This is a genomic window from Thioclava sp. DLFJ5-1 (assembly GCF_002020115.1).
Taxonomy (GTDB): Bacteria; Pseudomonadota; Alphaproteobacteria; order Rhodobacterales; family Rhodobacteraceae; genus Thioclava; species Thioclava sediminum.
Genome location: NZ_MPZU01000008.1, coordinates 143,025 through 166,627 on the forward strand (window position 1 = coordinate 143,025; position 23,603 = coordinate 166,627).

Annotated in this window: 17 protein-coding genes and 1 pseudogene; 10 read left to right on the forward strand and 8 right to left on the reverse strand. The window is 56.0% G+C overall.

The window, feature by feature from the left end; translation table 11 throughout:
* Positions 1 to 3 precede the first annotated feature (3 nt).
* From BMI86_RS19895 to BMI86_RS21520, 3 genes are read left to right on the forward strand one after another with little or no spacing between them, the layout of a single operon-like run.
* Positions 4 to 525 (forward strand): toxin-activating lysine-acyltransferase, encoded by a 522-nt coding sequence (locus tag BMI86_RS19895; RefSeq protein ID WP_078542875.1) that lies wholly within the window; start codon positions 4 to 6, stop codon positions 523 to 525.
* Between the two features lie 17 nt (positions 526 to 542).
* Positions 543 to 2,228, forward strand: a complete 1,686-nt coding sequence (locus tag BMI86_RS19900) for a type I secretion system permease/ATPase (RefSeq protein ID WP_246831776.1) — start codon at positions 543 to 545, stop codon at positions 2,226 to 2,228.
* On the forward strand, positions 2,228 to 3,523 hold the full coding sequence (locus BMI86_RS21520; RefSeq protein ID WP_246831778.1) for an HlyD family type I secretion periplasmic adaptor subunit: 1,296 nt from the start codon (positions 2,228 to 2,230) through the stop codon (positions 3,521 to 3,523). Before BMI86_RS19900 ends, BMI86_RS21520 begins: the two co-directional genes overlap by 1 nt.
* Before the next feature lie 194 nt (positions 3,524 to 3,717).
* On the opposite strand, the gene BMI86_RS19910 is transcribed toward BMI86_RS21520, so the two are convergent.
* On the reverse strand, positions 3,718 to 4,434 hold the full coding sequence (locus BMI86_RS19910) for a hypothetical protein (protein WP_078542877.1): 717 nt from the start codon (positions 4,432 to 4,434) through the stop codon (positions 3,718 to 3,720).
* Positions 4,435 to 4,497: 63 nt separating this feature from the next.
* Between BMI86_RS19910 and BMI86_RS19915 the strand changes: the two genes are divergently transcribed.
* Genes BMI86_RS19915 through BMI86_RS19925 form a run of 3 tightly spaced genes read left to right on the forward strand, consistent with a single transcriptional unit; the run spans position 4,498 to position 12,029 of the window.
* Positions 4,498 to 8,955, forward strand: a complete 4,458-nt coding sequence (locus BMI86_RS19915; RefSeq protein ID WP_143594885.1) for a calcium-binding protein — start codon at positions 4,498 to 4,500, stop codon at positions 8,953 to 8,955.
* 13 nt (positions 8,956 to 8,968) lie between these two features.
* Positions 8,969 to 10,723, forward strand: coding sequence for a type I secretion system permease/ATPase (locus tag BMI86_RS19920; protein ID WP_078542898.1), 1,755 nt, complete (start codon positions 8,969 to 8,971; stop codon positions 10,721 to 10,723).
* The gene (locus BMI86_RS19925) at positions 10,716 to 12,029 is read left to right on the forward strand and encodes an HlyD family type I secretion periplasmic adaptor subunit (protein ID WP_078542879.1); all 1,314 of its coding nucleotides are present in this window, start codon (positions 10,716 to 10,718) and stop codon (positions 12,027 to 12,029) included. The genes BMI86_RS19920 and BMI86_RS19925 overlap by 8 nt, the downstream gene beginning before the upstream one ends.
* Positions 12,030 to 12,317: 288 nt before the next feature.
* On the opposite strand, the gene BMI86_RS19930 is transcribed toward BMI86_RS19925, so the two are convergent.
* The 3 genes and pseudogenes from BMI86_RS19930 to BMI86_RS19935 form a co-directional block, all read right to left on the reverse strand.
* A complete protein-coding gene (locus BMI86_RS19930; RefSeq protein WP_143594886.1) occupies positions 12,318 to 12,896 on the reverse strand; it encodes a hypothetical protein in 579 nt (192 codons plus the stop codon).
* 64 nt (positions 12,897 to 12,960) lie between these two features.
* Complete coding sequence (locus BMI86_RS21355; RefSeq protein ID WP_168173897.1) at positions 12,961 to 13,137, reverse strand: hypothetical protein; 177 nt, start codon at positions 13,135 to 13,137, stop codon at positions 12,961 to 12,963.
* A 153-nt stretch (positions 13,138 to 13,290) separates the two neighbouring features.
* A pseudogene (locus tag BMI86_RS19935) lies at positions 13,291 to 13,858 on the reverse strand (integrase core domain-containing protein).
* Positions 13,859 to 13,955: 97 nt separating this feature from the next.
* Here BMI86_RS19935 and BMI86_RS19940 point away from each other — a divergent pair.
* Positions 13,956 to 15,058, forward strand: a protein-coding gene (locus BMI86_RS19940) for an IS3 family transposase (protein WP_143594887.1) whose coding sequence is annotated in 2 segments (ribosomal slippage) — positions 13,956 to 14,217 and positions 14,217 to 15,058 — 1,104 coding nt in all. Because the reading frame shifts where the segments join, the coding sequence is not laid out codon by codon here.
* 410 nt (positions 15,059 to 15,468) lie between these two features.
* Complete coding sequence (locus BMI86_RS19945; protein ID WP_078542881.1) at positions 15,469 to 16,200, forward strand: hypothetical protein; 732 nt, start codon at positions 15,469 to 15,471, stop codon at positions 16,198 to 16,200.
* A gap of 452 nt (positions 16,201 to 16,652) precedes the next feature.
* Here the strand turns inward: BMI86_RS19945 and BMI86_RS19950 are convergent, their stop codons facing one another.
* A complete protein-coding gene (locus BMI86_RS19950; RefSeq protein ID WP_210402743.1) occupies positions 16,653 to 17,900 on the reverse strand; it encodes a multidrug effflux MFS transporter in 1,248 nt (415 codons plus the stop codon).
* A gap of 902 nt (positions 17,901 to 18,802) precedes the next feature.
* Between BMI86_RS19950 and BMI86_RS21110 the strand changes: the two genes are divergently transcribed.
* The gene (locus BMI86_RS21110; protein ID WP_143594888.1) at positions 18,803 to 19,135 is read left to right on the forward strand and encodes a hypothetical protein; all 333 of its coding nucleotides are present in this window, start codon (positions 18,803 to 18,805) and stop codon (positions 19,133 to 19,135) included.
* The gene (locus tag BMI86_RS19960) at positions 19,128 to 19,922 is read left to right on the forward strand and encodes a hypothetical protein (RefSeq protein WP_078542883.1); all 795 of its coding nucleotides are present in this window, start codon (positions 19,128 to 19,130) and stop codon (positions 19,920 to 19,922) included. Before BMI86_RS21110 ends, BMI86_RS19960 begins: the two co-directional genes overlap by 8 nt.
* Positions 19,923 to 19,924: 2 nt before the next feature.
* Here BMI86_RS19960 and BMI86_RS21115 read toward each other — a convergent pair whose 3' ends face one another.
* The 3 genes from BMI86_RS21115 to BMI86_RS21405 all read right to left on the reverse strand — a co-directional run.
* Positions 19,925 to 21,541, reverse strand: a complete 1,617-nt coding sequence (locus tag BMI86_RS21115) for a hypothetical protein (protein WP_143594890.1) — start codon at positions 21,539 to 21,541, stop codon at positions 19,925 to 19,927.
* 132 nt (positions 21,542 to 21,673) lie between these two features.
* On the reverse strand, positions 21,674 to 23,131 hold the full coding sequence (locus BMI86_RS19970) for a site-specific integrase (protein WP_078542885.1): 1,458 nt from the start codon (positions 23,129 to 23,131) through the stop codon (positions 21,674 to 21,676).
* A gap of 254 nt (positions 23,132 to 23,385) precedes the next feature.
* Positions 23,386 to 23,603 (reverse strand): hypothetical protein (locus BMI86_RS21405; protein WP_210402744.1); only part of this gene is annotated, 218 nt, incomplete at its 5' end.

The following is a 23,603-nucleotide window of genomic DNA, read 5'->3' on the forward strand; positions in this document are numbered from 1 at the left end:
ACTATGGAACAGAAAAGCATCGTATCGAAAGGCGAGAGCTCGCAAACGTCGCAGGTTGCCATGCTCGGGGAGATGACGTGGCTGTATTCGATGTCGGAGTTGCATCGAACATGGCCGGTCGGTTCCATCCACCAATGGCTTCTGCCAGCGCTTTTGCATAACCAATTCAAGATCTTTCGTCGCGATGGAAGACCGGTCGGACTTCTGACATGGGCCCGCATGTCAAAAGATGTGGAGACTGCTTACGTGCGCAATACGCGCAGCTTGCAGCCTAAGGATTGGGTCAGCGGCGACCGATTGTGGCTCCTGGATCTCATAGCGCCTTTCGGAGACGGGAAACGCATAATTCAGCACATCCGCCACGAGATCTTCGCACGGGACGTTGCGAGGTTCCTTCGGGTTCGGAAAGGCGACCGGACAATCCGGATCGTCTACGGTCATGGCGTCGACGCGCTTGCGGCAGCGCGCGACCGCAGTTTGAGCCCGACGGTCGAGTTGTCTGGGGATGTGGTTTTAAAGAAATGACCTTGCCAAGTAAAACGATGACGAAATTCAAAGGTTCGTTCATCGGGGTCGCGGTCTTCAGCGCGGTGATCAACATTCTGATGCTGACCGGCCCGCTCTTCATGCTTCAGGTCTATGATCGTGTGCTCGCGAGCCGCTCATCGGCGACTCTGGCCGTGCTCTTCGCGATCGTCGTTTTCCTGTTCGCGATGATGGCGTTTCTCGATCACTATCGTGGCCGCGCCCTCGCGCGGGTCGGGGCAGGGTTTCAGACAGCTTTGGACCGGCCCGTCTTCGAAGCGGTTCTCCATCAGGCACAATATCTCGCATTGCGGGAGCGCCCGGCCGCCGGTTTGCGCGACCTCGCAACGATCCAGGGCGTCTTGTCCTCACCGGGCATGGGGGCGGTGTTCGATCTGCCCTGGACGCCGCTCTTTGTCGGGATGCTCTTCCTGTTCCATCACTGGCTGGGCTGGTTCGCCGTTGCGGGCGCAGTGCTTATCCTCGGATTGACCACGCTCAATCAACTTCGCACGAAGAGGCTCCAGGCAGAGGCCGCCCGGCATGTCGCGACTGCCGACGCCCAGGTTGAGAGTATGCGCCGATCAATTGAGACGGTGCGCGGACTGGGGATGACTCAGTCGCTGCGCGAGCAATGGGAGGCCGCACGCGAGGTTGCGTTGAGAGGGGCAATGGACGCGGCGGACCGAGGTGGGGCTATGTCTTCCGGCACCAAGGCCACACGGCTCTTGCTACAATCTGCCATTCTCGGTCTCGGCGCGCTACTCGTTCTCCGCGGCGAGCTTACTCCCGGGGTCATGATCGTCGGATCGATTTTGCTCGGGCGAGCTCTTGCCCCGATCGAGCAGGTGATCGGGCACTGGGCACAGTTCCAGCGTGCCATGGTTGCGTGGAAAGAACTTGGCAAGCTTCTTGAGGCGAAACCGCACCGGGAGGTTCAGACCGAGCTTCCGCGTCCGAACGCTGTGCTGTCCGTCCGCAATCTCTCCGTCGCACCGCCTGGAGAGAGCGCACCTGTGCTTCGCGACGTGAGTTTTCTCGCCGAGCCCGGCGACGCGATTGCGGTGCTTGGTCCTTCGGCCTCGGGGAAGTCCACTCTCGCGCGGGCTCTGGCCGGTTTGTGGCCGGTAACCCAGGGGGAAATCCGGCTGGGCGGGGCAGAGCTTGCGCAATACGATCCTGACCGGCTGGGGCGGTCTCTTGGCTATTTGCCACAGGATGTGGCGGTATTTTCCGGAACGGTCGCTCATAACATCGCGCGCTTCGATCCGGAAGCTCGCTCGGAAGATGTTATTCTCGCTGCGGAGCAGGCGGCCGCGCATGAGCTCATCCTTGGGCTCGCCGATGGATATGATACGCAGGTCTCGGAAGGTGGCGGCAGGCTGTCCGGCGGACAACGGCAAAGGATCGGGCTTGCGCGAGCTTTCTTTGGCGATCCGGTTTGCCTGATCCTCGACGAACCCAATGCCAGCCTCGATGATCCAGGCGTTCAGGCGCTCAATCTCGCGATCTCAAATGCTCGGGCGGCTGGAAAAGTCGTATTGGTCATGTCGCATCGCCCCTCCGCGCTTGCGGAATGCAACAAGGTGATGATCCTCGAAGGTGGGCAGATGCGCGCCTTTGGTCCGCGCGACGAGGTCCTGAACCGTTTCGTGAAGCCCGTTCAGGCGGTTGCAGGCATGGGCCGTGGAGGGGCTTCGTGATGCGCACGGATTGGTCTCCTACGCGACCTCTATTGAAGGGCGCTCTGGTGCTTGCTCTGGGGCTGGGCGGGTTTCTCGGTTGGTCATTCCTGACGCAGGTCGATGGTGCGGTGGTTGCCGGAGGGCAGGTTACGGTCGAAGCGAGGCGGCAGGCAATCCAGCACCCCGATGGTGGCCTGGTCGATGCCGTGCTCGTGCGCGATGGAAGCACCGTTCAGGCCGGCGATCCCATCCTGATCCTCGATGGCGCGGAATTGCGCACCCAGCAGGCAACAACACGGCGCGCATTGGTCGAGACGCTGGCGCGGATGAACAGGCTCGACGCGGAGATTTCAGACGCCGGCAATGTGGAATACAGCGAGGAACTCAGAGACATCGGGCGCGATATTGCTGGCCTCGATGCGATCCTTGCAGAGGAGAGTGCTCTCTTCCAGGCCCGTCGCGATACGCTGAAGCAGACAGACGAGCAGCTTGCGGAGCGGCAGGTGCAAACGGAGGCGGTTGTCGCGGGTCGCGCGCGTCAGCTTGATGCCTCCCGCCGCCAACTGGCCTTCATCGAAGATGAACTTAATGCGAAGGAAAGCCTTCTTCAGCGCGGCCTGACCGAGAAATCCCGCGTTCTCGCCTTTCGCCGTGAGGCAGCGCGGCTCGAGGGGCAGATTGGCGAACTGGAAGCGGGGATTGCCGAGGCGCGCAGCTCGATAGCCGGTTTCGAGATGGAGCGGTTGCGCCAGAAGGCGAGCTTCCGCGAGGCTGTGCAGAGTGAGTTGCGCGATCTGCAACCGAGAGCCGCGGAACTGCGCGAGACCCTTCGGCTGATCGACATTCAGATCGGACGCCTCATTTTGCGCGCTCCGATGAGCGGCACCGTTCTGGGCCTCCAGGTTCACACCGTTGGCGGTGTCGTGCCTGCAGGCGCCGAGATTGCCTCAATCGTCCCGGCGAATGTCCCGCTCGTATTCTCGGTCGAGATTGATCCTCGGCAGATCGATCGTGTCCATCCCGGACAGGAAGCTCGGATTCGGTTTCCGAACTTCAATTCCCGCACCACGCCTGAGGTCGATGCGACGGTTGCCTCGATCTCTGCGGATGCGGTCGCGAACAGTGCGACGGGGCGGAGTTTCTACCTCGCGGAGCTCTCACTGACACCGAAGGGGCGCGACACGCTGGGACAGGTTGAGCTCAAGCCCGGCATGCCAGTCGAGAGTTTCATTCGCACCGATGCCCGCAGCCCGGCGTCGTTCCTGATCAAGCCTGTCGCCGACTATTGGGCCTATGCAATGCGGGAAGAGTGAGTGTGCGTCGTGCAGGCAACACCTTCTGGAACTTTCCCGACGGCGCGACCAGCCCGCCGTCAGGACAAAGGCAAGAAACTCTGATGGCGGGCGGTCCAAAGAACATAGGTAGAGCAGCACCAGCCAGGTTCTGGTCGCTGCTGGATGAAAGACCCGCAGCAGGTCAATCGCAGCCAAATCAATGGGTCCAGTCCCTAGGGCTTCGTGGAGCCGGATTCAAAATCCTTCTCATCGTTCAGTGTCTCGGTCAAATCCGCCCAGTTCATCAGCCGTCGCATATCTAGCGCAGCCTCAGTGGCTCCGATTGCTCGAGCACGACGGGACGCATCGCCTTTAAAATATGAGCTCTTTTCTGGAAAATTGAATTTAAAGGCAATCACTCCATCTTTCCAAGGCTGTTGAATGTTGATGTAGGAAATGTCGTTGTAGTCTGCCCTCAAAGGATCTGGGGCAGTCGTGAAACTGAAGGCCACACGCATCGGCGGATCGTCCGACAGCCAGTAAACGGACTTTGACGGCGCGCCCTTGAAACGGATGTCAAACTCGACACTTCCTGCTACCTCCGTGCCTACAATTGGGCCGAGGAAGCCATCAAGGTTCCACGGCGGGGGCAGTTCAAAGCCTCTATCTGCGTAAAAAAACATTCCTCTAAGAGGGATCTCTGCCTCGCCAAGGTCAGGGATGGCCTCAGGGTTCGCAAAGATCAGGGTAGAGTCTATAGGCCCGGTGAAATTTCTGAATTGATTGTAGCACGTTCGCACCCAGAAATTGTCGACTTGGTAGGTCAGAGGGGCCGCGTCAATGATGACGCGTGGAGGTGGGCATTCACTAACTGGCTCGGAAAGAGATATCGAACTTGTTGAGCTCCAAGCAATGAAAAAGCCAAGAAATATCTGAAATTTCACTTGCATCCTCGAGTGCTCTCGTTAATGTGATTTTAACATCGAGATTTGCATTTTTCTGTTGAGGTTTCAATGTATAAAATTTCCGGACCTGATCTTCAGGCAATTCAAGCTCTTGGTGAAAAAGAGCGATGGGCCGAATTCTATTCAGAGTTGGCAACCGTGTTGTCTGTTCCCGATGCTGATGGGGAGCTGCCAGAGCCTGGGATTCAAGCATGGTTCGCCGCTGCGGCTCAAGCCAATGCTGGTTTGGGTGAGGCATCCGCCTTGATCCGGAATTACACTTCGGCCCAGCTTTCGAACCGTTTTGGAATTTCTATTTCTCCTGACGTTATGCAGGCGGCTTCCGATGCGATCGCACGAAACATTTACGAAAACCACATCCAGAACGCCCAACTCCCAACGCTCATACAAATTGGCAATACAGATGCCTTCGAGGTGGTTGATGTCCTCAATGACGCTTATCCGGGATATGATATTAATTACGATGTTTGGTCGGGGAACATTTTATTCGTTGGCCTTGGTGAGATAAAATATTTTCAAGATAATTTATTGAATAGTGGAGATACTTATTCTCTTCTTGTTGCACTTCGTTCTTTGGTGGACGCAGGCCTTGGGAATTTCGTCGGTGCAGGTGCCGGATCGTTCCAAACGCTTGCGTATAGCTTTAGTGCCATCGATGATGCTCTTGGCGATGCAAATGAATATTTTAAACAAAGCTACGGTTTCGAGACTTTGTCTGCCGATAAATGGCTTCGCTATATTTCGGCAGTTTCTGCTAGTGGTAATCTGTTCGTAGGCTCAGAGCTCTCTGATGGGGAGTATGAAAGATTTGGAGCTTTTAGCACGATTGCCCCTAGCATTATCCAGGCAGGTGCCGGTGATGACGAGATCGATGCGGGCGCCAGCGAGAGCCTTGTCGATGGTGGAAGAGGAAGCGACATAGCCTTTTTCACCTACGGAGATGACGTTGCATTGTCGATGGACTTGTTCTTGCGAGCAGATCGCGGAACTGTTCCATATGTTGGCGATGTTGTTAGCGAGCGAAACGATCGCACAAGAGTTTATGACGTCGAAGAGATTCTATTGAGCTCGGGGCAAAATCGCTTAGTGATTCAAGGTGACCCGTCGAAGCATTCTCAGATTCTCAAAATGGTTAACGCTGGCGACGGGGTGGATATTGTTGACCTTTCTGAGTTTACTGGAACTGCATACGGATCCTCTGCTTATGTCGATCTGGGAGATGAAACTAGAGATGGTTCGATCACATTCGATACTCTGAGTTGGCAGATAGCTATCCGTGACTTTGAGCAAGTCTTAGGGTCTAGTGGTCGTGAAACGATTCAGGGCGGTAGCGGTGGTAATATTATCGATGGTGGGGGCGGAGATGACGTAATTTATGACGGCGAAGGAGATGATCTACTTTACGGAGGCGAAGGTGAAGACTTTTTAGCCGACGGACGAGGCTCAGATGTAATTCTCGGCGGCGCGGGAAATGACGTTATCAGAGCTTCAATCGACTATTCCGGCGATGATGGAGGTATTGTCCCGGAAATCTCGTTCGTGGAAGGCCCTTCAGAGCCTGTGTTTCAAGATGTCCAGTTTGGGCACGACATCATTGATGGCGGAGAAGGCTACGATACCGTTTCAGTTTCATCGACAGTGTATATCGGTAGTGATGGGACGCTGCTCTTGGCGAAGTCTGGCCATGTAACTGATGTTCTCTTAAATTTTGAGGCTGTATCGGGTGCGAAGACAGTAGACTTTTCTGCGAGCGAAGCCGGCGTCGATTATGATGGCGGGGGCACGCTCTACATGGCTGGTAAGAGCATTGAGTTCCCAGATCTCACGGAAATAATTGGTTCGCAACGCGATGATGACCTAACGGCGTATGAGCATATAAAGTCGCTTTTCGGCGGTGATGGTGACGATGTCCTAGATGCGGGCGGTGTTGACAACGTTAATTTGTCAGGTGGGCGTGGTGATGACGTAATCCACGGCCTGTCAGGTCTTATAAACGGTGGCGATGGTCACGATGTTCTTTTCGCCACGCAAGGGAAAGTCATCGGCGGAACCGGAAATGATATTCTGACTGTATCTGGTGCTGGCGAGATGTTCGGAGGTGCCGGGGCGGATACGTTGATCGGTGGGCTTGGGTCCACTGCCTCAGGGGATGTCCTGGATACGCTGAATATAGATGGGATTGATGTCTCTGGGAACGGAAGGCTTTTCGGGATGGACGGTTTTTATCGTTTTGGAAATGCCCGCGATAACCTCCTTTCTAGCGACTGGGCAATTATGGTTCGGCCGGCGTTTGTGCAAGCTCATTTTGATGGAACACAGGCTAGCATCGTTTGGGAGGGGCGCTTCATTAAAAATGTCTCCGAGTCGATTTTAAATGAGAGCGGTTTTTATAATGGTTATTATGATGGGCGCATAAATTTTGTCATGGGTGATTTTGGGTTGCAGGACGTCGAATTGGAGCACGATCACGGCCTTGACGTTTATAGTATAACTACTGCGGATCCGATTACGGGAAATTCAGTTGAGAGAAGTGTGATGTCCTTGCCAGTTGGCGATGTCATAGGGTCTCAGTTTGCTCCGTTGTTCGATTCCTATGAGAACGCAGATCTAACGCCGGACGGGCAAGCATTTGACTGGGGAAGTGTAGGGTTCACAGGTATCTCACCTTCTGAATATGTTCTCATCGACGAACTAGCCCACTATGATTATCCAAATTATCCCGATTTTCTTCCACCTGAGAATCCGTATGCGCCAGCCCCACCGGATGAACAGGAAATCATAATTTCTAAGCTTCTTACTGATATCGTAGCCGGAACTACCTATTTCGGGTTCGATCCGGCACTCGGAATGGCGCTCGTGTATGATGGAAGTGCGCTTGATCCAAACTCCCCCGTTTCTGATGTAACGTTGCTTCAAGATGGTGCAGATACCGTTATTTCTAAGGCAGGCAAAGAAGATATTCGTTTGCAGGGCGTTTCGCTGCTCGCGTGGCAGGATGCGGTTGTAAATGATTTCTTTGGTAGTGCAGAGAGTGAGCAGATTGACGGTGGGAGCGCGGACAGTAGTTTTGTTCCCGGCGCCGGAAATGATACAATTATTCCCGGTTCGGGCGATGACTTTATAATGTATTCCGGTGGGGATGATTTGATCGAGGGTTACCAAGTTGTTAATTCTGGAGCAGACACTCTTTATCTTGGTGGATACAACCTCGACGAAATTCAGTTTAGTATCAAGGATAGCTATGATCTGGTTGTAAATACTCCGGATGGTTCAATTTCACTTGAGTATCAACTGCGATACGAAACGGGCGACGAACGAGGTAATATCGAAACTCTGATTCTCGCCGATGGCTCCTACGATGCTGAGGCACTGAAAACTCTATCAGTCTCTACGCAGTCTTCCGATGGAGATGATGAGATTACGGGCACCCAGCTCGCGGACACAATAGTGGGTGGCTTGGGGGACGACACAATCGCGGCTCGCAACGGTGACGATCTTATCGTCTATAGTGGCGGTGACGACGTTGTCTTGGGGTATCAAGAAACCAATTACGGCACTGATACGCTCTTCATTGGTGAATATACCTTTAATGAAGTAAGTTTCACTGTCGATGATACCTTTGACACGCTGATCACGACGCCGGGAGGCACCATAAGGCTGGAGTATCAGCTAAGACATGAACCCGGAGACAGCCGCGGTAACATTGAAACGATCGTTTTCGCAGATGGTGGCAGTCTCGACGCTGGTCAAATCAAGAGTGTTTCCGTTACCGGGCAGCAGTCTGCAGGAGATGACGAGATCATCGGCACCCGATTGAATGACATGATAGCCGGAGGCCTCGGTAACGACACAATCGCCGCTCGCTTCGGCGATGATGTCATTTTTTATGAAGGCGGGAATGACGTCATCCTCGGGTATCAGGAGCGTAACTCTGGAACCGACACGCTCGTTCTTTCGCAATACAGCTCAGATCAGGTCAGTTTCTCACGTTCGGGAAATTACGATACATTGATTACAACGCCGGATGGCACGATCCGACTAGAATACCAGATGCGCTACGAAGTCGGGCATGAGAGGGGAAATATTGAGGCGATCGTGTTCTCCGATGGTGTTCTGGACGCACAAGGAATCGCGGATCGCACGAACGGGCTTGCGCCCACCACAGCAATGACGCCGGTTACGGAGGCAAATGTCCCGCTGACGCCTCCAGATCCTATTGTTGTCGAGCCGGATCCGGTTCTGGCTTCGATGCTTCTTGCTTCCGATCCATCTGGCGACAGTTTCAATCTCGCGCCCAGCGAAGAGCAACAGGTCGCGGCTGCGACATCGAGTGCCCAGCTTTCGAGCCAGATCGACGGCGACGCGCTTGATAGCAGTGGGGGAAGCTTCGAAACCGCCGACACGGGAGAAAGTGGCGTGCTAGTCGATGGCGCTGCGATCGGCGATGCATTTTTGAGCGCGACGCAACTCGCATCTTTGGATGGCGATCAGGCCTCGATCTATTGAGGTGATGCCCAATATGCAGCTTTCGTCCAAGCAGAAGACTGCCGCCGTGAGAGGCGGCAGTCTCGACAATTCTTATCGCAAAGCCCTGCGGCAATTGCGGGGAACCTTGATCGCCGTGGGCGCTCTTAGCGCGGGCGTCAACGTCCTGATGCTCACCGGGCCGATGTTCATGCTTCAGGTCTATGACCGGGTGTTGTCCTCGGGGTCGGTGCCGACGCTGATCGGCCTCTATCTGGTGGTGGTGCTCTGCTTCGTTTTTCTCGGACTTTACGATTTCTTCCGTGTGCGCTTCCTGTCGCGTGCGGGATACAAGCTCGATGCGCTCCTTGGGGAGGACGGATTCAAACTCTGGATCGGCGCGGCGGGGCAGGGCTATCCGGCCAATTCCCGCCCGTTGAACGACCTGTCGGCCATCCGGGGATTTCTCGCGAGCCCGGGCATGCTCGGCTTTTTCGATCTGCCCTGGGTGCCGTTTTTCCTGTTGGTGACCTTTCTGATTCACCCCTGGCTCGGTGCGCTGACGCTGGCGGGGGCGCTGGTCGTGACCTGTCTCGCGCTCGCCGGTCAGGCACTGACCTATCGCAGCTACCGCGAGGCGATGGGCATGGATGGCGCCGAGAGCTTTTTCGTCGAACAGGGGCACCGCAATGCCGAGACGTTGCGAGCGCTGGGGATGGAAGGGCCGGTCGCGGCGCATTGGCGCGAGATGCATGATGCGGGGCTCTCGCGCGGCCAGCAGGGCGGGGACCGATCGGAGATGATCGCGGCCGCCTCAAAAGCCTTCCGAATGCTTTTGCAAAGCTCCCTTCTGGGGCTAGGCGGCTATCTCGCGTTGCACCAGGAAATCTCTGCCGGAATGATCGTCGCAGCCTCGATCATTGCAGGGCGTGCGTTGGCCCCGATTGACCAGGTAATCGGGCAATGGCGGAGCGTCGTGCGGGCAAGAGAAGCGCATGGGCGGCTCATGGGAGCGATGGAAGGTTGTGGTGCAGCGCCTAGGGCGATTGATCTTCCAGCGCCCGAAGGCCGGCTCGTGTTGCGCGGAGTGTGCAAGTTCGCCCCCGGGCAGGCAGCGCAAGCCGATCGGCCTCCGATCCTCGCGCAAGTCAGTTTCGCGATTGGCCCGGGCGATGCGCTTGGCGTGATCGGCCCCTCGGCTTCGGGGAAGTCGACCTTGGCACGGCTGATCGCCGGGGTCTGGAAGCCCGACGCAGGGGAACTGCGTCTGGATGGTGCGACGCTCGACCAATGGGCGCCCGATGCGCTCGGCCGGCACGTGGGCTATCTGCCGCAGCACCTAGAACTGCTCGCTGGAACCGTGCGCGACAATATCGCTCGCTTCGATGCCCAGGCGACGGATGAGGCGGTTATCGCTGCCGCGAAACTCGCCGGTGTGCATGAGATGATCCTGTCGTTGCCCGCGGGCTATGGCACGAAGATCGGGTTCGGTGCGCCGCCGCTTTCAGGAGGCCAAATCCAGCGGATTGGTCTGGCCCGCGCGCTTTATGGTAAGCCGCAGCTCATCGTGCTGGATGAGCCTAACTCCAATCTCGACGCAGCGGGAGATGAGGCACTGGCGATCGCGATCGGTGCGTTACGCGAAGCAGGGCGGACGGTGATTGTCATGGCGCACCGGCCTTCCGCCATCGGGGCTGCCAACAAGATCCTTGTGCTGCAATCGGGCACGGTCGCCCATTTTGGCGACAAAGAGGAGGTTCTGGCGAAAGCGATGCGTCCGGCCCAGGCAAGGAGTGCGTCCAATGGCTGATCTCTCGATGGCGGCAGAGCATCCGCAACTCGCGCCAGGTCGCGTCGGTCGGATCGCTGCGCTGGTTGCCGCGCTGATGTTGCCGATGCTGGCGCTTTGGGCGGCGCTGACGCCGATTTCAGGGGCGGTTGTCGCTTCCGGCACGGTGGCGGCAGGGGGCAAGCCGAAATCCGTCCAGCATCTCGACGGTGGTATTGTTCAGAAAATCTTCGTCGCCGATGGGGACCATGTCGCGCAGGGGCAGGAGATGCTTCGTCTCGACGACACGCTTCTGAGTGCGAACCTTGAGATCTATCGCAACCGTTTGGCCGAGGCGTTTACGCGTCGCGCGCGGCTCAAAGCAGAGCGCGATGGCGCCAGGCGCATAAGCTTTCCCGAGGCTCCTGCGCTGCTGGGCGGGCTCGAGATGGAGCCGTTCGAGGCCGATGAGCGGATGATTTTCGAGGCCCGGGCCGATTTGCAAGCTGGTCGGAAAGCGCAGCTGGTCGAGCGGATCGAACAGTTCCACAATCAGATCGACGGGGTGCAGGCGTTGATCGCGGCGAAATCCGATCAGATTGCGATCCTCGAACAGGATCTGGCGCGCCAGCAGGGTCTCAAGGCCAAGCAGCTTGCACGCGAAGGGCAGTTGCTGAGCATCCAGGCCAATCTGGCCGATCTGCGCGGCCAGGTGGCGGAGCACCGGACCGAAGCGGCACGGATCGGAAATTCGATCAATGATGCAAAGCTCGAAATCGGCCAGACGGAGCGTCAGTTCCGCGCGGACGTGGTAACCGAACTGCGCGAGGTGAATGCCCAGATCGAGGAGCTGACACAACAGATCACTTCCACCGCGCGACAGTTGCAGCGGGTCGATATTCGCGCGCCCGTTGAAGGCTATGTGCATGAAATGCAGATCGTGACAATTGGCGGGGTGTTGGCCCCCGGCGGCACCGTGGCGCAGATCATCCCGGCGAAAGGGGGGCTGGATTTCGAGCTGCGTGTGGCGCCGGCCTCGATCGACCAGGTTCATCTGGGGCAGGATGTCCGGCTGCGTTTTCCGGCCTTTTCGCAGCGCACCACACCTGAGATCTCGGGCGAAGTTGTCAATATCTCTCCCTCGACTGTTGTGGACGAAGCAACGGGGGCGCAGTTCTATCGGATTGAGGCCAGAGCCAAGCTGGGGGAGCTGGAGAAACTGGGGGATAAGCTGCTGGTGCCAGGGATGCCCGTGGAGGCTTATATCCAGATCGGCGCACGCCCTGCGCTGAGCTATCTCACCAAGCCGCTTGCGGACCAGATCAGGCGGGCGTTTCGCGAGGAGTGAAGGCGCGCCCAAAATTCAATCTTGATCTGGTGTCGTTTCGTGAATTCGACGCGATTGATCCGATGGCTGAGTTGAACTGTCCTCTTGGTGCTGACCTGAGGGCTTTGCCACCGGGAAACGGACGTTCGCCTCATCAGCTATGAAGGGCCACATTGTGCCGTTGTCCGTGCCCAGCGTAAATGCCGGAGAGCATGAATTCACAGAGCGGTGCATTTGGGGGGGCAAATCAAATGTGTCTGGCGCCTCAGGGGGAGCTTCGCTGCCATTGCCCTCTAAGGGGGGCTGCGCCTAGAGTTCCCCATTCTTGCGGCGCTGAAGCATATCGAAGCGGCAGATCATTTCGGCGAGATCAGGATGAAGGCCCTGCTCGACAGCAATCTGCGCCACTTCTTTGCCTTGCTTCAGGTATCTTTCCACGGTGTAGTGCGGAAGGATAACCTCCGCCGCGGCGAGGATTGCGCTATTGTCAGCAGCGACACTGGCACCATAACGGCCGGAAGTCTTGCTGCACAGAGCCTCAACCAAAAGTTGAGCCTCCCGAGGAGTCCCGGTGTAGTGCTTGCCCGGAGTGAAGCAGTGCATCATTTCCTTGATCGCGACGAACTCTTTCCAGTGATCAGGGAGATCCTTGTAGACATAGATTGCAGCGGCTTCTCCCTCGCCAGTGGTGCTGCCCAAGCGGACAAAAAGTCCGTCAAAGGGGCGCGGCAGATTTGCTTCGTAGTAAAGGATTCTGTCGATAGGGGTATGGTGTGAGTCAAGGACACCTTGCCACACTTCTCCCATACGCATCGCGCCCCCGACCACGCGCTTTGAGCGATCCGCCCTCAGTTCGTGTAAATGTTGAGAAAGATCAACATACTTCATGCAAAAAACCCCTAGCGAACTACGCTAGGGGTTTATACAACTCTTAGTTTCGAGTCTAGTTAAGTTACGCAAAATGTGCCAAGTCCATTGGCCCCTCAGCGTTATTGACAGCTACTGCGAACGCACTGTCTAGTTCAGTCGCATCTTGATCTGCGACCTCGTGTTGGTTAGCAAGCAATTTCACGTCCAGCACATCGAAACCGGGGTGCTGCTCGCGGATTGCTTGGAATAGCCTTTCCATTCGCACCTCCTTCAGAAGAGTGATTCTTACGCTTATTTATCTGTCCTAGTTCCTCGATACTAGGTGATCGTTAAAAAAATATCCATAATCCTGGCAAATTTACGGCACTTAGGCGAAAAAATGCCATGTGAGATGTGACCTGCTATGGGTCTTTCATCCAGCCACGACCGGAGCCCGGTTGGCGTTTGCGCCGATCGGCGCAGGTTGAGCAATCGCCCGACGCGCGGAGTTATCATCTCGCGTAGCGGGGCGGCGATTGCGGTGGTCAGGGCTCGCGCGTAGTCAGTCGGGGTCTGGTAGTCCAAAGCCGAATGCGGACGCTCGGTGTTGTAGTCGGCAGGCCAAGCGGCGATCACGACGCGCGCATGAACCAGGTTACGAAACATGGTCTCGTTGAGTAGCTCGTCGCGCATCCGGCCGTTGAAACTCTCCACGAAACCGTTCTGCATTGGCTTGCCCGGCGCGATGAAACCAGTTCCTTCATCGCGGCGAGATCGAGCATCTGCTCGGCCAGCAGCTCCTTCAGCTTGGCGTTCTCGTCTTCGAGCGTCTTCAGCCGCTTTGCCTCCGGCACCGTCATGCCGCCGAACTTCGCCTTCCAGTTATAGAAGGTCCCTTCCGACATGCCGTGCTTGCGGCACAAGTCCGCGCACTTCGCGCCTGCCTCGTGTTCGGCCAGGATGCCGATGATCTGCTCGTCCGTGAATCTCATTCGCTTCATTGTCCGTCCTCAAGTTTGATCTGATCCCCGGAAACTGGACCGTTTGAAGCTGGAGTTTTCCGCTACGCTTCCTTGGCTGGAAGAGGAGTGGAGTCGCATGAAGGCGAGCAAATTTTCGGACGCGCAGAAAGCGTTCATTTTGAAGCAAGGCGAGGAAGGCACGCCGGTCGCGGAGATCTGTCGGAAGGCAGGGATCAGCCAGGCGACCTACTTCAGTTGGAAGAAGAAATACGCGGGCCTTCTGCCTGACGAGATGCGACGACTGAAGCAGCTCGAGGATGAGAACGCCAGGTTGAAGAAGATCGTCGCGGACCTGACGCTGGATCGGGAGATGTTGCAAGACGTCATCCGCCGAAAGCTCTGAAGCCTGATCGCAAGCGCGAACTGGTTCGCGGGATGTGTAGCGATTGGGCGGTCTCGATCCGAAAGGCCTGTGGGGCTATGGGGTTCGACCGTTCGACGTTCCACTACAAGTCTCGCCGCGCCGATCAGGCTGCTGTCGCCAAGCGGATCCGGGAGATCTGTGAAACGCGCGTGCGGTATGGCTACCGGCGCGTTCACGTCCTGCTCGAACGTGAGGGCTGGAACATCAACATCAAGAAAGTCTATCGGATTTACAGGGAGTTGGGATTGCAACTCAGGAACAAGACGCCGAAGCGCCGTGTGAAGGCCAAGCTGCGTGACGACCGCGCCGAGGCGGTCGGCCCGAACGACGTCTGGGCAATGGACTTTGTTCACGATCAGCTTGCGACAGGCAAGAAGCTGAGGGTTCTGACAGTCATCGACACCTTCTCACGCTACGTGCCAGTGCTCGATGTCCGGTTCAGCTACCGCGGCGAGGATGTGGTCGCAACGCTGGACCGGGTGTGCCGACAGACAGGCTATCCGAAGACTATCCGAGTCGATCAGGGCACCGAGTTCGTGTCTCGCGACATGGACCTCTGGGCCTATCAGCGTGGCGTGACCCTCGACTTCTCGCGCCCCGGCAAGCCGACCGACAATGCATTCATCGAAGCGTTCAACGGCCGGTTCCGGACCGAGTGCTTGAACCAGCATTGGTTCCTCACCCTTGCGGATGCGACCGAAAAGTTGGAGGCTTGGCGTAGATACTACAATGAGGAACGGCCACACGGCGCGATCGGGAACAAGGCTCCGATCACGCTGACGAAATCAGGGGGCGTCACCAGCCCGTCACCCTGAGCAAAGCCGGGAAACTCTGCCTAAGGGCGGTAGAGCTCTGGGGTGCGGATCAAGTTGGGTCGGACTCTAATCGATGGTGGAGGAAAAATCCCGTGGCAGGTCAGCCGCTCTGTCCCGCATAGCTGAGACGGGCTGCGGGTCGGAGCTCCGCGATGTCACGAATGGCTGTTTTGGGGCAGCCGCGCCGCAGCGATGGCCGGTTTGGCGAAGGTTGACTTCGGGCCGGACTTGCTCGCAGCACCAGGAAGGCCACCTCGGCGCAAGGGGCGGATCCCGGTCAAAAGCCGCCGATGCAAAATCATCTCAGGCTTTCGTCACACGCAGGCATTCAGCTAAGGAATGTGGGAAGACTAGAGGGCTATCGACACAGCGGTCGGTTAAAAGCACTTTTGAACTTTAGGTATAGGATAATGGTCCTGCGCAACATTATATCTGCTTTTCTTATGTCGAGCTTGCCGCTCGGGGCGGAAGGCGTTGATCCCTGTCGGATGTTTCACGAGGATACGCGGCTTTACTATCATGTGATCCAGATGCAGCTGGAAAAGACCAAGGTGCCGATCACCTTGCCTAGGAATTTTTACCGAACCCGCGCAGCGATTCAGGATTTATCGACCGGACCAGAGCGCAGCGGAGAGAGATTCTGGCTGGATCTCGACACTTGGCAAGGGCTGAATTCGCGCGATCAGGTTGAGCGATTTCGCGCCGGAAACGAACGCAGCATTGCCGTCGTTCTGCATGATGTAATCGAACTTGATGAGTTGTTACAAGCCTATGCGGGCAACCCATATTTCTGGCCCCCCGAAAAACGGGCAGCCATCCGCCCGCTTATCACCGAAGCCCCTGCCTCTTTCGATACTCGGCTGCACGAGGTCAGCATTCCGGTGAAGCGTGCGACCTTGCCCGACGCGCTTTATGTCGAACGCTTACCGGATGGATCGATCCGCTCCGTCATTTCCTGCAATACAGAGGTCCCTTACCCTAGCTGTGAGCAGGAATTCCGCGCGGAAGGGCTTGATGCAAAAGTTCGGTATCGTCTCTCGCAATTGCCCCATTGGCATGAAATCGAAGAAGCAACCCGCACTATGCTGCGTTGCGCCGTCGACCCAAAGTATTTTCCCGAAAACGATAAAAGAACCAAGTAAATTCGCAAAGGTATAGCATGTCTGTTACATTGACTTCCGAACAACTCAATATTTTTCAAGCACACTCCGATGCAGGCGACCGCATCGCCTACTATTCCGCACTAGGTGTTTGATCGCAGGGTTTGATGGTGCGATCTTTTCGAAGGAATGGAAGAATGCCGTATGGGACAAGTTCGTCACAGCAGCGCCACGCTTCCCGTTGACCGACAGGTGAATGCGCGCATTCACCGAGAGGGGCGCAAGCCAGCCGCAGCAATCGACAGCTTTGTTCAGAGCAGCCGACTTTGGATCACCAGATGATGCTGCATGACGTCGCCGATGGCTGCTTTGGAGAAGCTGCGATGCAGCAGTGGCGACGGCCAAGAATAGCAGCTCAGGGCCGAGAGTGTCGAGCAGTATCGTCGGCAGAGGCGGGAGAGCCTCGCCGCGCCATCGCAAATCCGCTTCGCTCCCTATCCGTCCCTCTTAGCCCCCGGCCTGGCTGCCGAGATCGACGTTCCATCACTCCGCAAGGCGAGCACGGTAAGCAAGAGGCCGGCACCTCCCGCCAACAGGAAAGCCACAGGGACGATGACGACGTTTCCTGCATAAAAACTGCCTGCGGCCAGGGCGAAAAGGGTGGCGACGAGGCTCGAACCGGATGCGAGAAAGGATGATCCGATCCCGGCAACGTCGCCGAGGGAGCGCATTGCCATCGCGTTCAGGTTTCCAAACAGGATGCCGATCGCGAAGAACATCCCGAACCCAAGCACCATGAACATCACGAGAGGCAGCTGGTCATCGGTCAGAAGGCAGGCCATGAGCATGCCTGCGCTCGAGGCGCACATTCCCACGAAGCCCGAGCGTGCCATTGCGTTGGCCCCGAAGCGTTCGACGAGTATGCCATTCGTATATGATGCCAGACCGATCCCCCCTGCGAGGATGGCGAAAAGAAGCGGGAAGGCCCGGTCGATACCATAGGCGTCCAAAAATAGTTCCGCCGCAACGCTCAGATAGAAGAGCTGGGCCCCGAAGACGAACCCGGTCGCGATGATCAAGAGAGCGACGCGGCGGTTCGTCAGGATGCGGAGGGCGTTCGAAGCCAGAGGTTTGAGACGGATGGGAATCCGCCTTTCCGGGGGGAGTGTCTCGGGATGTCGCAGAACCATCCATGAGCCGAGCGCGAGGGCCAGCACAAGATACATGACGAACACGCCTCGCCATCCGGCCAAGGCGACGATGCTCTGACCAAGCGCGGGCCCGATCATGGGGACCAGGATAAAGAGCGTGAACATGAACGACATTACGCGGGCCATCGCGTCACCTTCAAACTGATCGCGGATCATTGCCCGCGTCGCGATCTTGGGGCCGGATACACCAAGGCCCTGAAGGATGCGGCCCATGATTAGGACGTCGAGGGAACCGGCCGTCATCGCGAGCACTGTGCCCACGACATAAACGACGAGGCCGGCGATCAGCGCGGTCTTGCGTCCAAAGGCGTCGGCGGCCGGGCCAATCAAAAGCTCGCCGAACGCCATTCCGAAGACGAACAGCGATACCACATGTTGCGTTCGAAGTGGTGGCTGGGCCCGGAGGGTTTCTTCGATGGAATGAAGTCCGGGAAGTATTGCGTCGATGCTGATGGCGGTGAGCGAAGTCAGAAGCGCGTAAAGGATCAGTGGCGCCCGTCCGTCCCCGTTCGTCGTCTTGTGATCGGGCAATCTGACCTCCTGTTAGCGATAACATCTTGATCCTTTAGATTTGGAAACGCTCGGAAAGTCCACCCGACGGCGAATGCGCAATGCGATCGGCGAACGCCCGCTCCGTCCTTCGTCGTCCTTCGTCGCGCAATCTCATGGACCGACAGCTTGTAATGACCCGAGAGAGCGACGGCATCGTCGGCCTCACTACGGGCTGGGACTTCTACGCGAGAACTGCCGGGGGAACCTTTCGCTGGGATTGAGCCGGCGCTTCGCCAACGCGATACCTAATCGAGACATTGCGCGAGAGCCGCATGGGGTTCGGCTCGGATTTCGATGGAGCGGCTATTCCGCCCGACCTCGGAGAGGTGACGAGGTTGCCGTGCCTGATAGAGACGATGCGCGCACATGGCTATGACAAGCCGCTGATCGGGAGACTTGCGCATGGCAACTGGTTGTGGCGCTGCTGGAGAGAACCTGGGGCGGCTGAGAAGTGACTTAACTCACGACGAAGGCTCCCAGACCGTTGGTCGGCAAACGGCGGATGAGTAAAGAGATGATGAGGCGGCCGCTCAAAGAGGCTGTAGCCATTCGCTTCGCAGCACACGAATAACCGAGATGCGCAACGAGCGGAGGTCAACAAGGCGCTACTCGCCGACAGTAAACGCGAGGCATCGCAATCCAGACCGGTCTCTGATCGCGGGTAGCCCAGAGGAGCCTCCGTCGTCCCCAAACCGTGCGTTGCGCGTATTCGTGGACTAGTTCATCACTATGGTCTCCTGAGGTGGTCGCAGCATAAACGGCAACGATGCCGCGGCCCTTGAGGATAGGTGCCCTAAGGTGGCCATTCACCTGACTTCGCGCTAGATTGCCGACAGGTAGCGATGCAGGGCGTAAACGTTCAAGGTAAGGAGCGTGTCGAAGTGAAAAAAGTCGACTTGGAAGTCACCGGTTCTCGATTAGTGATTGATTTTGCGCGCACCGATTTAAACACCGAAACATTGTTGGAAAGAGCAGAAGAAGTTCTGCCACTCCTGATCGCTCTTATTTCGGCAGACGATACACTGTGCAGATTGACAGATGAAGAGCTCGCAGAGCGAGATCGCGCTTGGCAAGCTATGGATCTGATGTGCCAAGCGGCAACTCAAAGCGCTACGCGCCGCGCCGAACTCCTGGAAGCAATCGCTAGTGGAAGAGAGAGCATTGCGGCGCATGGTTTCCCTGAGTTTAGTGGCGAGAAATCCGTGGATGTTTAACCTACACGCTGGAATACCGGGCGTTGCTTCTGACCTACTGCATTCTGTTGATAAGTCGAGAATTCTCGAAGACCAAAGTTCGTCGGCAATCATTTCGCGCCCCATCTGGAAAAAGCGATTCAGAGAGCTAATAAATACGAGGTGGCGTGAGGCCGCGTTGGATACCGAAGCTTGGAGCGCCGTTGAAGAAATTCTTTCTGATTTTTCGAAGTTTAATACCGTTGCGATAAGTCAGGATGCATTGCTTGGCGTTGCAGAAGATTCTTTCCTGAAAGACAAAGTTCTTCCGCAAACCGAGGCTCGAGTTTCTCGGGTCGCGGAGATTTTTTCTGGTCACTCTGTGATGCTTCATTTTGCGATCACGAGTCAGCTTGACTACTTTTATGAGTTCGTTCGCTCCAAAAATAATATTGATGCTCTCTCAGAGGCGCGGACCGTGCCCTCGTGGTCGAGTCTTATCGAGCGAATAAAAGAAATTGTGCCGGAATTTCAGATTATGGTTTGGGACTTTGAGCGCCCCAGGGAAATCGCGTTGTCCTTTATCGGAGAGTTGCTGCGGGTAGACGATTTCGATCTTATTCTGGATTTAAAGGAGTTGATTGCCTCCGCTTTTCCAGAGCGTCAAAGTCCTCTGGATAGCGAATCTTTGCCGGGTCTTTCATTTGAAACCATTGAGAGGCTCGACGTTCAATATGAACTCGATTTGCAGCGGCTTTCTAAAATGGAGGGAGTTACTCTCGTTCGTCCGCCAAGCCAGATGTCGCAAGTTCCTAGTTATTACCCTTAGCTTCACTCAAAGAACGACCAGGTGTCCTCAAAGCCATTAACGGATATGTCTTTCTCTTTCCGCGTTTTGTCCATTCTAGTAAATACGTTTCCTGAGCTCTTAACTCGAAGCAAAAACTCCATCATTACTAAGCCAGCGACATCATCGCTTCTAGCGAGGTCCAACAGGAGAGCGTTGGTATTTAGTAGAAGGTCTGTGCCACCTACGCTATACCGATCGAGGCCGCGAAATTCGTTTGGTGTTTGCGGTGATGCTTCTGAGTATGTCGCGTTTTGCTCAGCGCCCTCGATCGCGCGCTCGCCTTCATAGATCTTAATCATGTTTGCATAAAAGTAGCCGCTTGCGCCAATCTGTCTCTGAGCTTCATTTAATCCATGATCTAAAAAGGTTTGGAGAGTGGATATCAGCCAGCGCGTTGACAATTCATTAACTAACTGAATTCCATGCTCGCGCCAAATTCGGTGAAAAATCACTGAAGCTTTTTGCGTGTGTTGCGTATCGCGGCGCAAATAGCTGATAGCAAGAGCGTTGATTTTGGCGAGTCTGGATTTTCCTCTGAGGTGATAGTCAAGAATTCGTGACTGATCTGCCATGTTCACACGAGATTCCGAGGGAAGCTCGACTTCAGTTGGAAGGATATCGAATAGGTATTGAGATAGGTCGATATCCTGTGCGGGGAGAAGATCGATAACATCTTGTGGTGCGAACCTAGAAGCAGATCTCATCGAAAGTGCCGGAAACGCTACCGCAGCTAGCTCATTTGACTTGGCAGCAGGCGGCGACGATGTTTCATATGACGGGCGTGGCTTCCAATTAGCCAAAATGAGTTTCTTCGAGAACCAAGCCGTCGCCTTAAAGCTCGAGAGTTTATTGACACGCTCCAACAGCTGAGATGCTTCTATGGACGGTGCCGAATTTACTCTTTGAGGGGGGGTTGGCAGATGTATATTCGACGCTCCTGCAAGTTTGAGAACTTTGCTGATTCCGTCGCCCACATCTTTGTAGTAATCTTCTACTACGAGCCGCTCGCCAAAAACGCTCCGCGGTTTCTCGAGTTTTTGCGCCCAGGAAAAGTTCGTCGAAAACCTCGCGTGGAAATCTCGGAAGTCGTGAAAGTCCGTGCGATATTTTAATGACTGGTGATAGCAACTTTTCAACCAATCTTCTTCGTTGCGCTCGAAGAAAATGAAACATACATCGTGAGGCCGCAGGGCACGCATAATTATGCGTAAGTTCTTTGTGAGTTTTGAGTATACCTCTCGTCTCTTAGACCGGCCAGGGATGTCCCCACAAAAATCTTCTTGGCTTAATATAATCGTGTTGCAGCTTGAATTCGTTATTGTTTCAGAAATTTCCTCAAGCTTTCTTTCAGCGTCTTCGAATTTCTCCTTCGCAAGCAAGATGGCCGCTTCGTGGGTGTCTTCGTCGTGCACAAAAAGAAAGCCTTCTTGGAATAAGCTATCCTTATTGCCAAGCAGGAACTTCTGGACAGATGTTGTTCCCGTCTTGTGCGGGCCGATATGTATTATTACTCTTTTTTTCACTTTAATACGCTCAACATTCAGAAGTTCGACTTTCGCCCAAAGGCTTCCATCCTCACGGAACCCTGGCAGCTTCAACCTAGTGAAACTCAACTCACCAGTCTATCGCGTCTTGCCGATTTTATCGTGCTCGTAGGATTTATCAGAGACCGAGTCCCTTGCTTTCACGGGCAGACTTTCGCTCGCCCCTCGTTATGCACCACTGAATACCTATGTGTCTGCGCATTGTTGGGTGGATATAGCAGAAGTATACTTACGAGCACGTCTGCTCATGAACTTAAGCTCGTCGCCTCGGCACCGCGCGAAGTTGCTTCGCGGCCACGAAGAGGCGGGGACCGGGGGAGGCGCAGCTTGAAGCGATTTCCGTAAAGTGCGCATACGCTCATCATGCTCACGAGGTTGATCTTCTAACGCGGCAAATCGTAGAGCGAGCTCACGCTCGATGCTTTCGCAAGACAGATGGCCGTAGGTCCGGCTCACCGTGTCAGTGTTCGCGTGGCCGAGTTGACGCGCGACGATGGCAAGCGGCGCACCGGCTTGCACAAGCTGACTGGCATAGGTGTGCCGCAACCCGTGGAACACGAATTCATTCGGCAGCCCGGACTTCTCGACAGCTGCTTTGAAGAGATGTTTGTGACGGGTTTTCCAGATTTGGCCTGCGCCAGTGCGAAAGACGATGTCATCGTCTGCTTTCCCTGCGCATTTGGCCAAGAAAAATCGCATCCCTTCCTCGGGGAGATACACATAGCGTGGTCGCCAGCCTTTGGGGGAGGAAACGTAAATGCCAAAGATGTCTTTTCCGACATCGCACACGCGAAGCGCTGAAAGCTCGGACACGCGACAGCCCGTGTAAAGCGCTGCCCGCACCAAGTCCGCGAGATCTGGGCGGCATGCGGCTATAAGCTCACGACACTGCGCGCGTGTGAGGAAGATCTGACGAGGAACTTCCAAATTCGGAACGCGGTGGATGCAGCGCCAAGACCGCTCTGAGGCGGTGTGGCCGTTCTCCCATGCCATCTGCATGGCAATTCGCAATATCCCCAGCAGCGTGTTCAGTGTTCCTTTCCGGCGGCGCAATGCATCCGGGTCGAGGCTTTCAATCTTTACCCTTGCCTTTAGCGCCTGGTTCCCCCGCTTGGGTGGCGTCTCAAGGATGACACGACAGAAATTGGTGATTGTGTTGCCGGTCAGCTCGTCGAGTTGAACCGCTCCAAGGTGCGGCAGGATATGAAAGTTGATCAGCGCTACAAGCGTCTCAAATGTCGTCTTCGTGGCAGCGATCCGTTTCCACTCCACGTAGTCGATCAGGGCGTCGCCCACAGTGAAGCCAGTTTCGCTCTTCGAATATCGCAGATGCTGTGTGGTTCCCACCGGATAGCTCGCAGAGGCGATGCCCTGCAATTCCTGCTCGGAGAACCAGGCGCGCGCGAGCGCAATCGCCGCTTCGTAGGAAAGGCCCGTTGAGTTTTCCGAAGCTGCGGGTCCGAGCCGCCGCTGCCTATAGCGGCCATCCGTTTTGCGGATCCGAGCGACCCAATGAAGAGGTTTGGCTGGTCTCTTCTCGAGGCCAATGTGGCGGCAATACTCGAGAATGTTCCAGTAGGGCTCCCGTCTTTCAGGAAGAGCTTTGATCGTCTTTTGGGTGTCGAGCTTCGGCGCGTGATCCATCGGATGCTTCCTCTTGGCCAAGGTTGAGGAAGTATCTTCGTGCTCTCTCCGTTAAGCCATATCGCTCAACATAGTCGAGTAGAACGGCTTCCGCCGTATCAGCCTGGGTAGGTTCCTGCATATTCTTCTGCTTATCTTCACAATTTGAGCTTAATTCGTAGTGTCGCCATTGGCCTGCCAGGAGATGAAACCCTCACGCGATTTGCGCAACAGGAGCCTCGTTGACCAGCACGCCTCGCGGGCACGCCCTAGATTTACGGCAGCGAGCCTGCATCGCCGAGATCATTTGGTTCTAGTTCTCCAGGGTCCGGCGCAGTGCGCGATTTGACGGGTTTGGGTGGAGGCGCCTGCCACGCTTTTAGGTTTACTCCCACAAGGTCGTAAAACTCCGGAACGGTCGTGTCGCGCGGGTGGTGGAAATTGTTTGGCGGCGTAATCTCCGGGTGACTTGAACCCACCCAACCGGCGGCGG

What these genes read in the sequence shown, in the direction of transcription:
- BMI86_RS19960 (WP_078542883.1), top strand. Translation starts at nt 19,128, where the DNA reads ATGTTTAACCTACACGCTGGAATACCGGGCGTTGCTTCTGACCTACTG.
- BMI86_RS19920 (WP_078542898.1), top strand. Translation starts at nt 8,969, where the DNA reads ATGCAGCTTTCGTCCAAGCAGAAGACTGCCGCCGTGAGAGGCGGCAGT.
- BMI86_RS19925 (WP_078542879.1), top strand. Translation starts at nt 10,716, where the DNA reads ATGGCTGATCTCTCGATGGCGGCAGAGCATCCGCAACTCGCGCCAGGT.
- BMI86_RS21355 (WP_168173897.1), bottom strand. Translation starts at nt 13,137, where the DNA reads ATGGAAAGGCTATTCCAAGCAATCCGCGAGCAGCACCCCGGTTTCGAT.
- BMI86_RS19970 (WP_078542885.1), bottom strand. Translation starts at nt 23,131, where the DNA reads ATGGATCACGCGCCGAAGCTCGACACCCAAAAGACGATCAAAGCTCTT.
- BMI86_RS21520 (WP_246831778.1), top strand. Translation starts at nt 2,228, where the DNA reads ATGCGCACGGATTGGTCTCCTACGCGACCTCTATTGAAGGGCGCTCTG.
- BMI86_RS19910 (WP_078542877.1), bottom strand. Translation starts at nt 4,434, where the DNA reads ATGCAAGTGAAATTTCAGATATTTCTTGGCTTTTTCATTGCTTGGAGC.
- BMI86_RS19930 (WP_143594886.1), bottom strand. Translation starts at nt 12,896, where the DNA reads ATGAAGTATGTTGATCTTTCTCAACATTTACACGAACTGAGGGCGGAT.
- BMI86_RS19915 (WP_143594885.1), top strand. Translation starts at nt 4,498, where the DNA reads ATGTATAAAATTTCCGGACCTGATCTTCAGGCAATTCAAGCTCTTGGT.
- BMI86_RS19895 (WP_078542875.1), top strand. Translation starts at nt 4, where the DNA reads ATGGAACAGAAAAGCATCGTATCGAAAGGCGAGAGCTCGCAAACGTCG.
- BMI86_RS19945 (WP_078542881.1), top strand. Translation starts at nt 15,469, where the DNA reads ATGGTCCTGCGCAACATTATATCTGCTTTTCTTATGTCGAGCTTGCCG.
- BMI86_RS19900 (WP_246831776.1), top strand. Translation starts at nt 543, where the DNA reads ATGACGAAATTCAAAGGTTCGTTCATCGGGGTCGCGGTCTTCAGCGCG.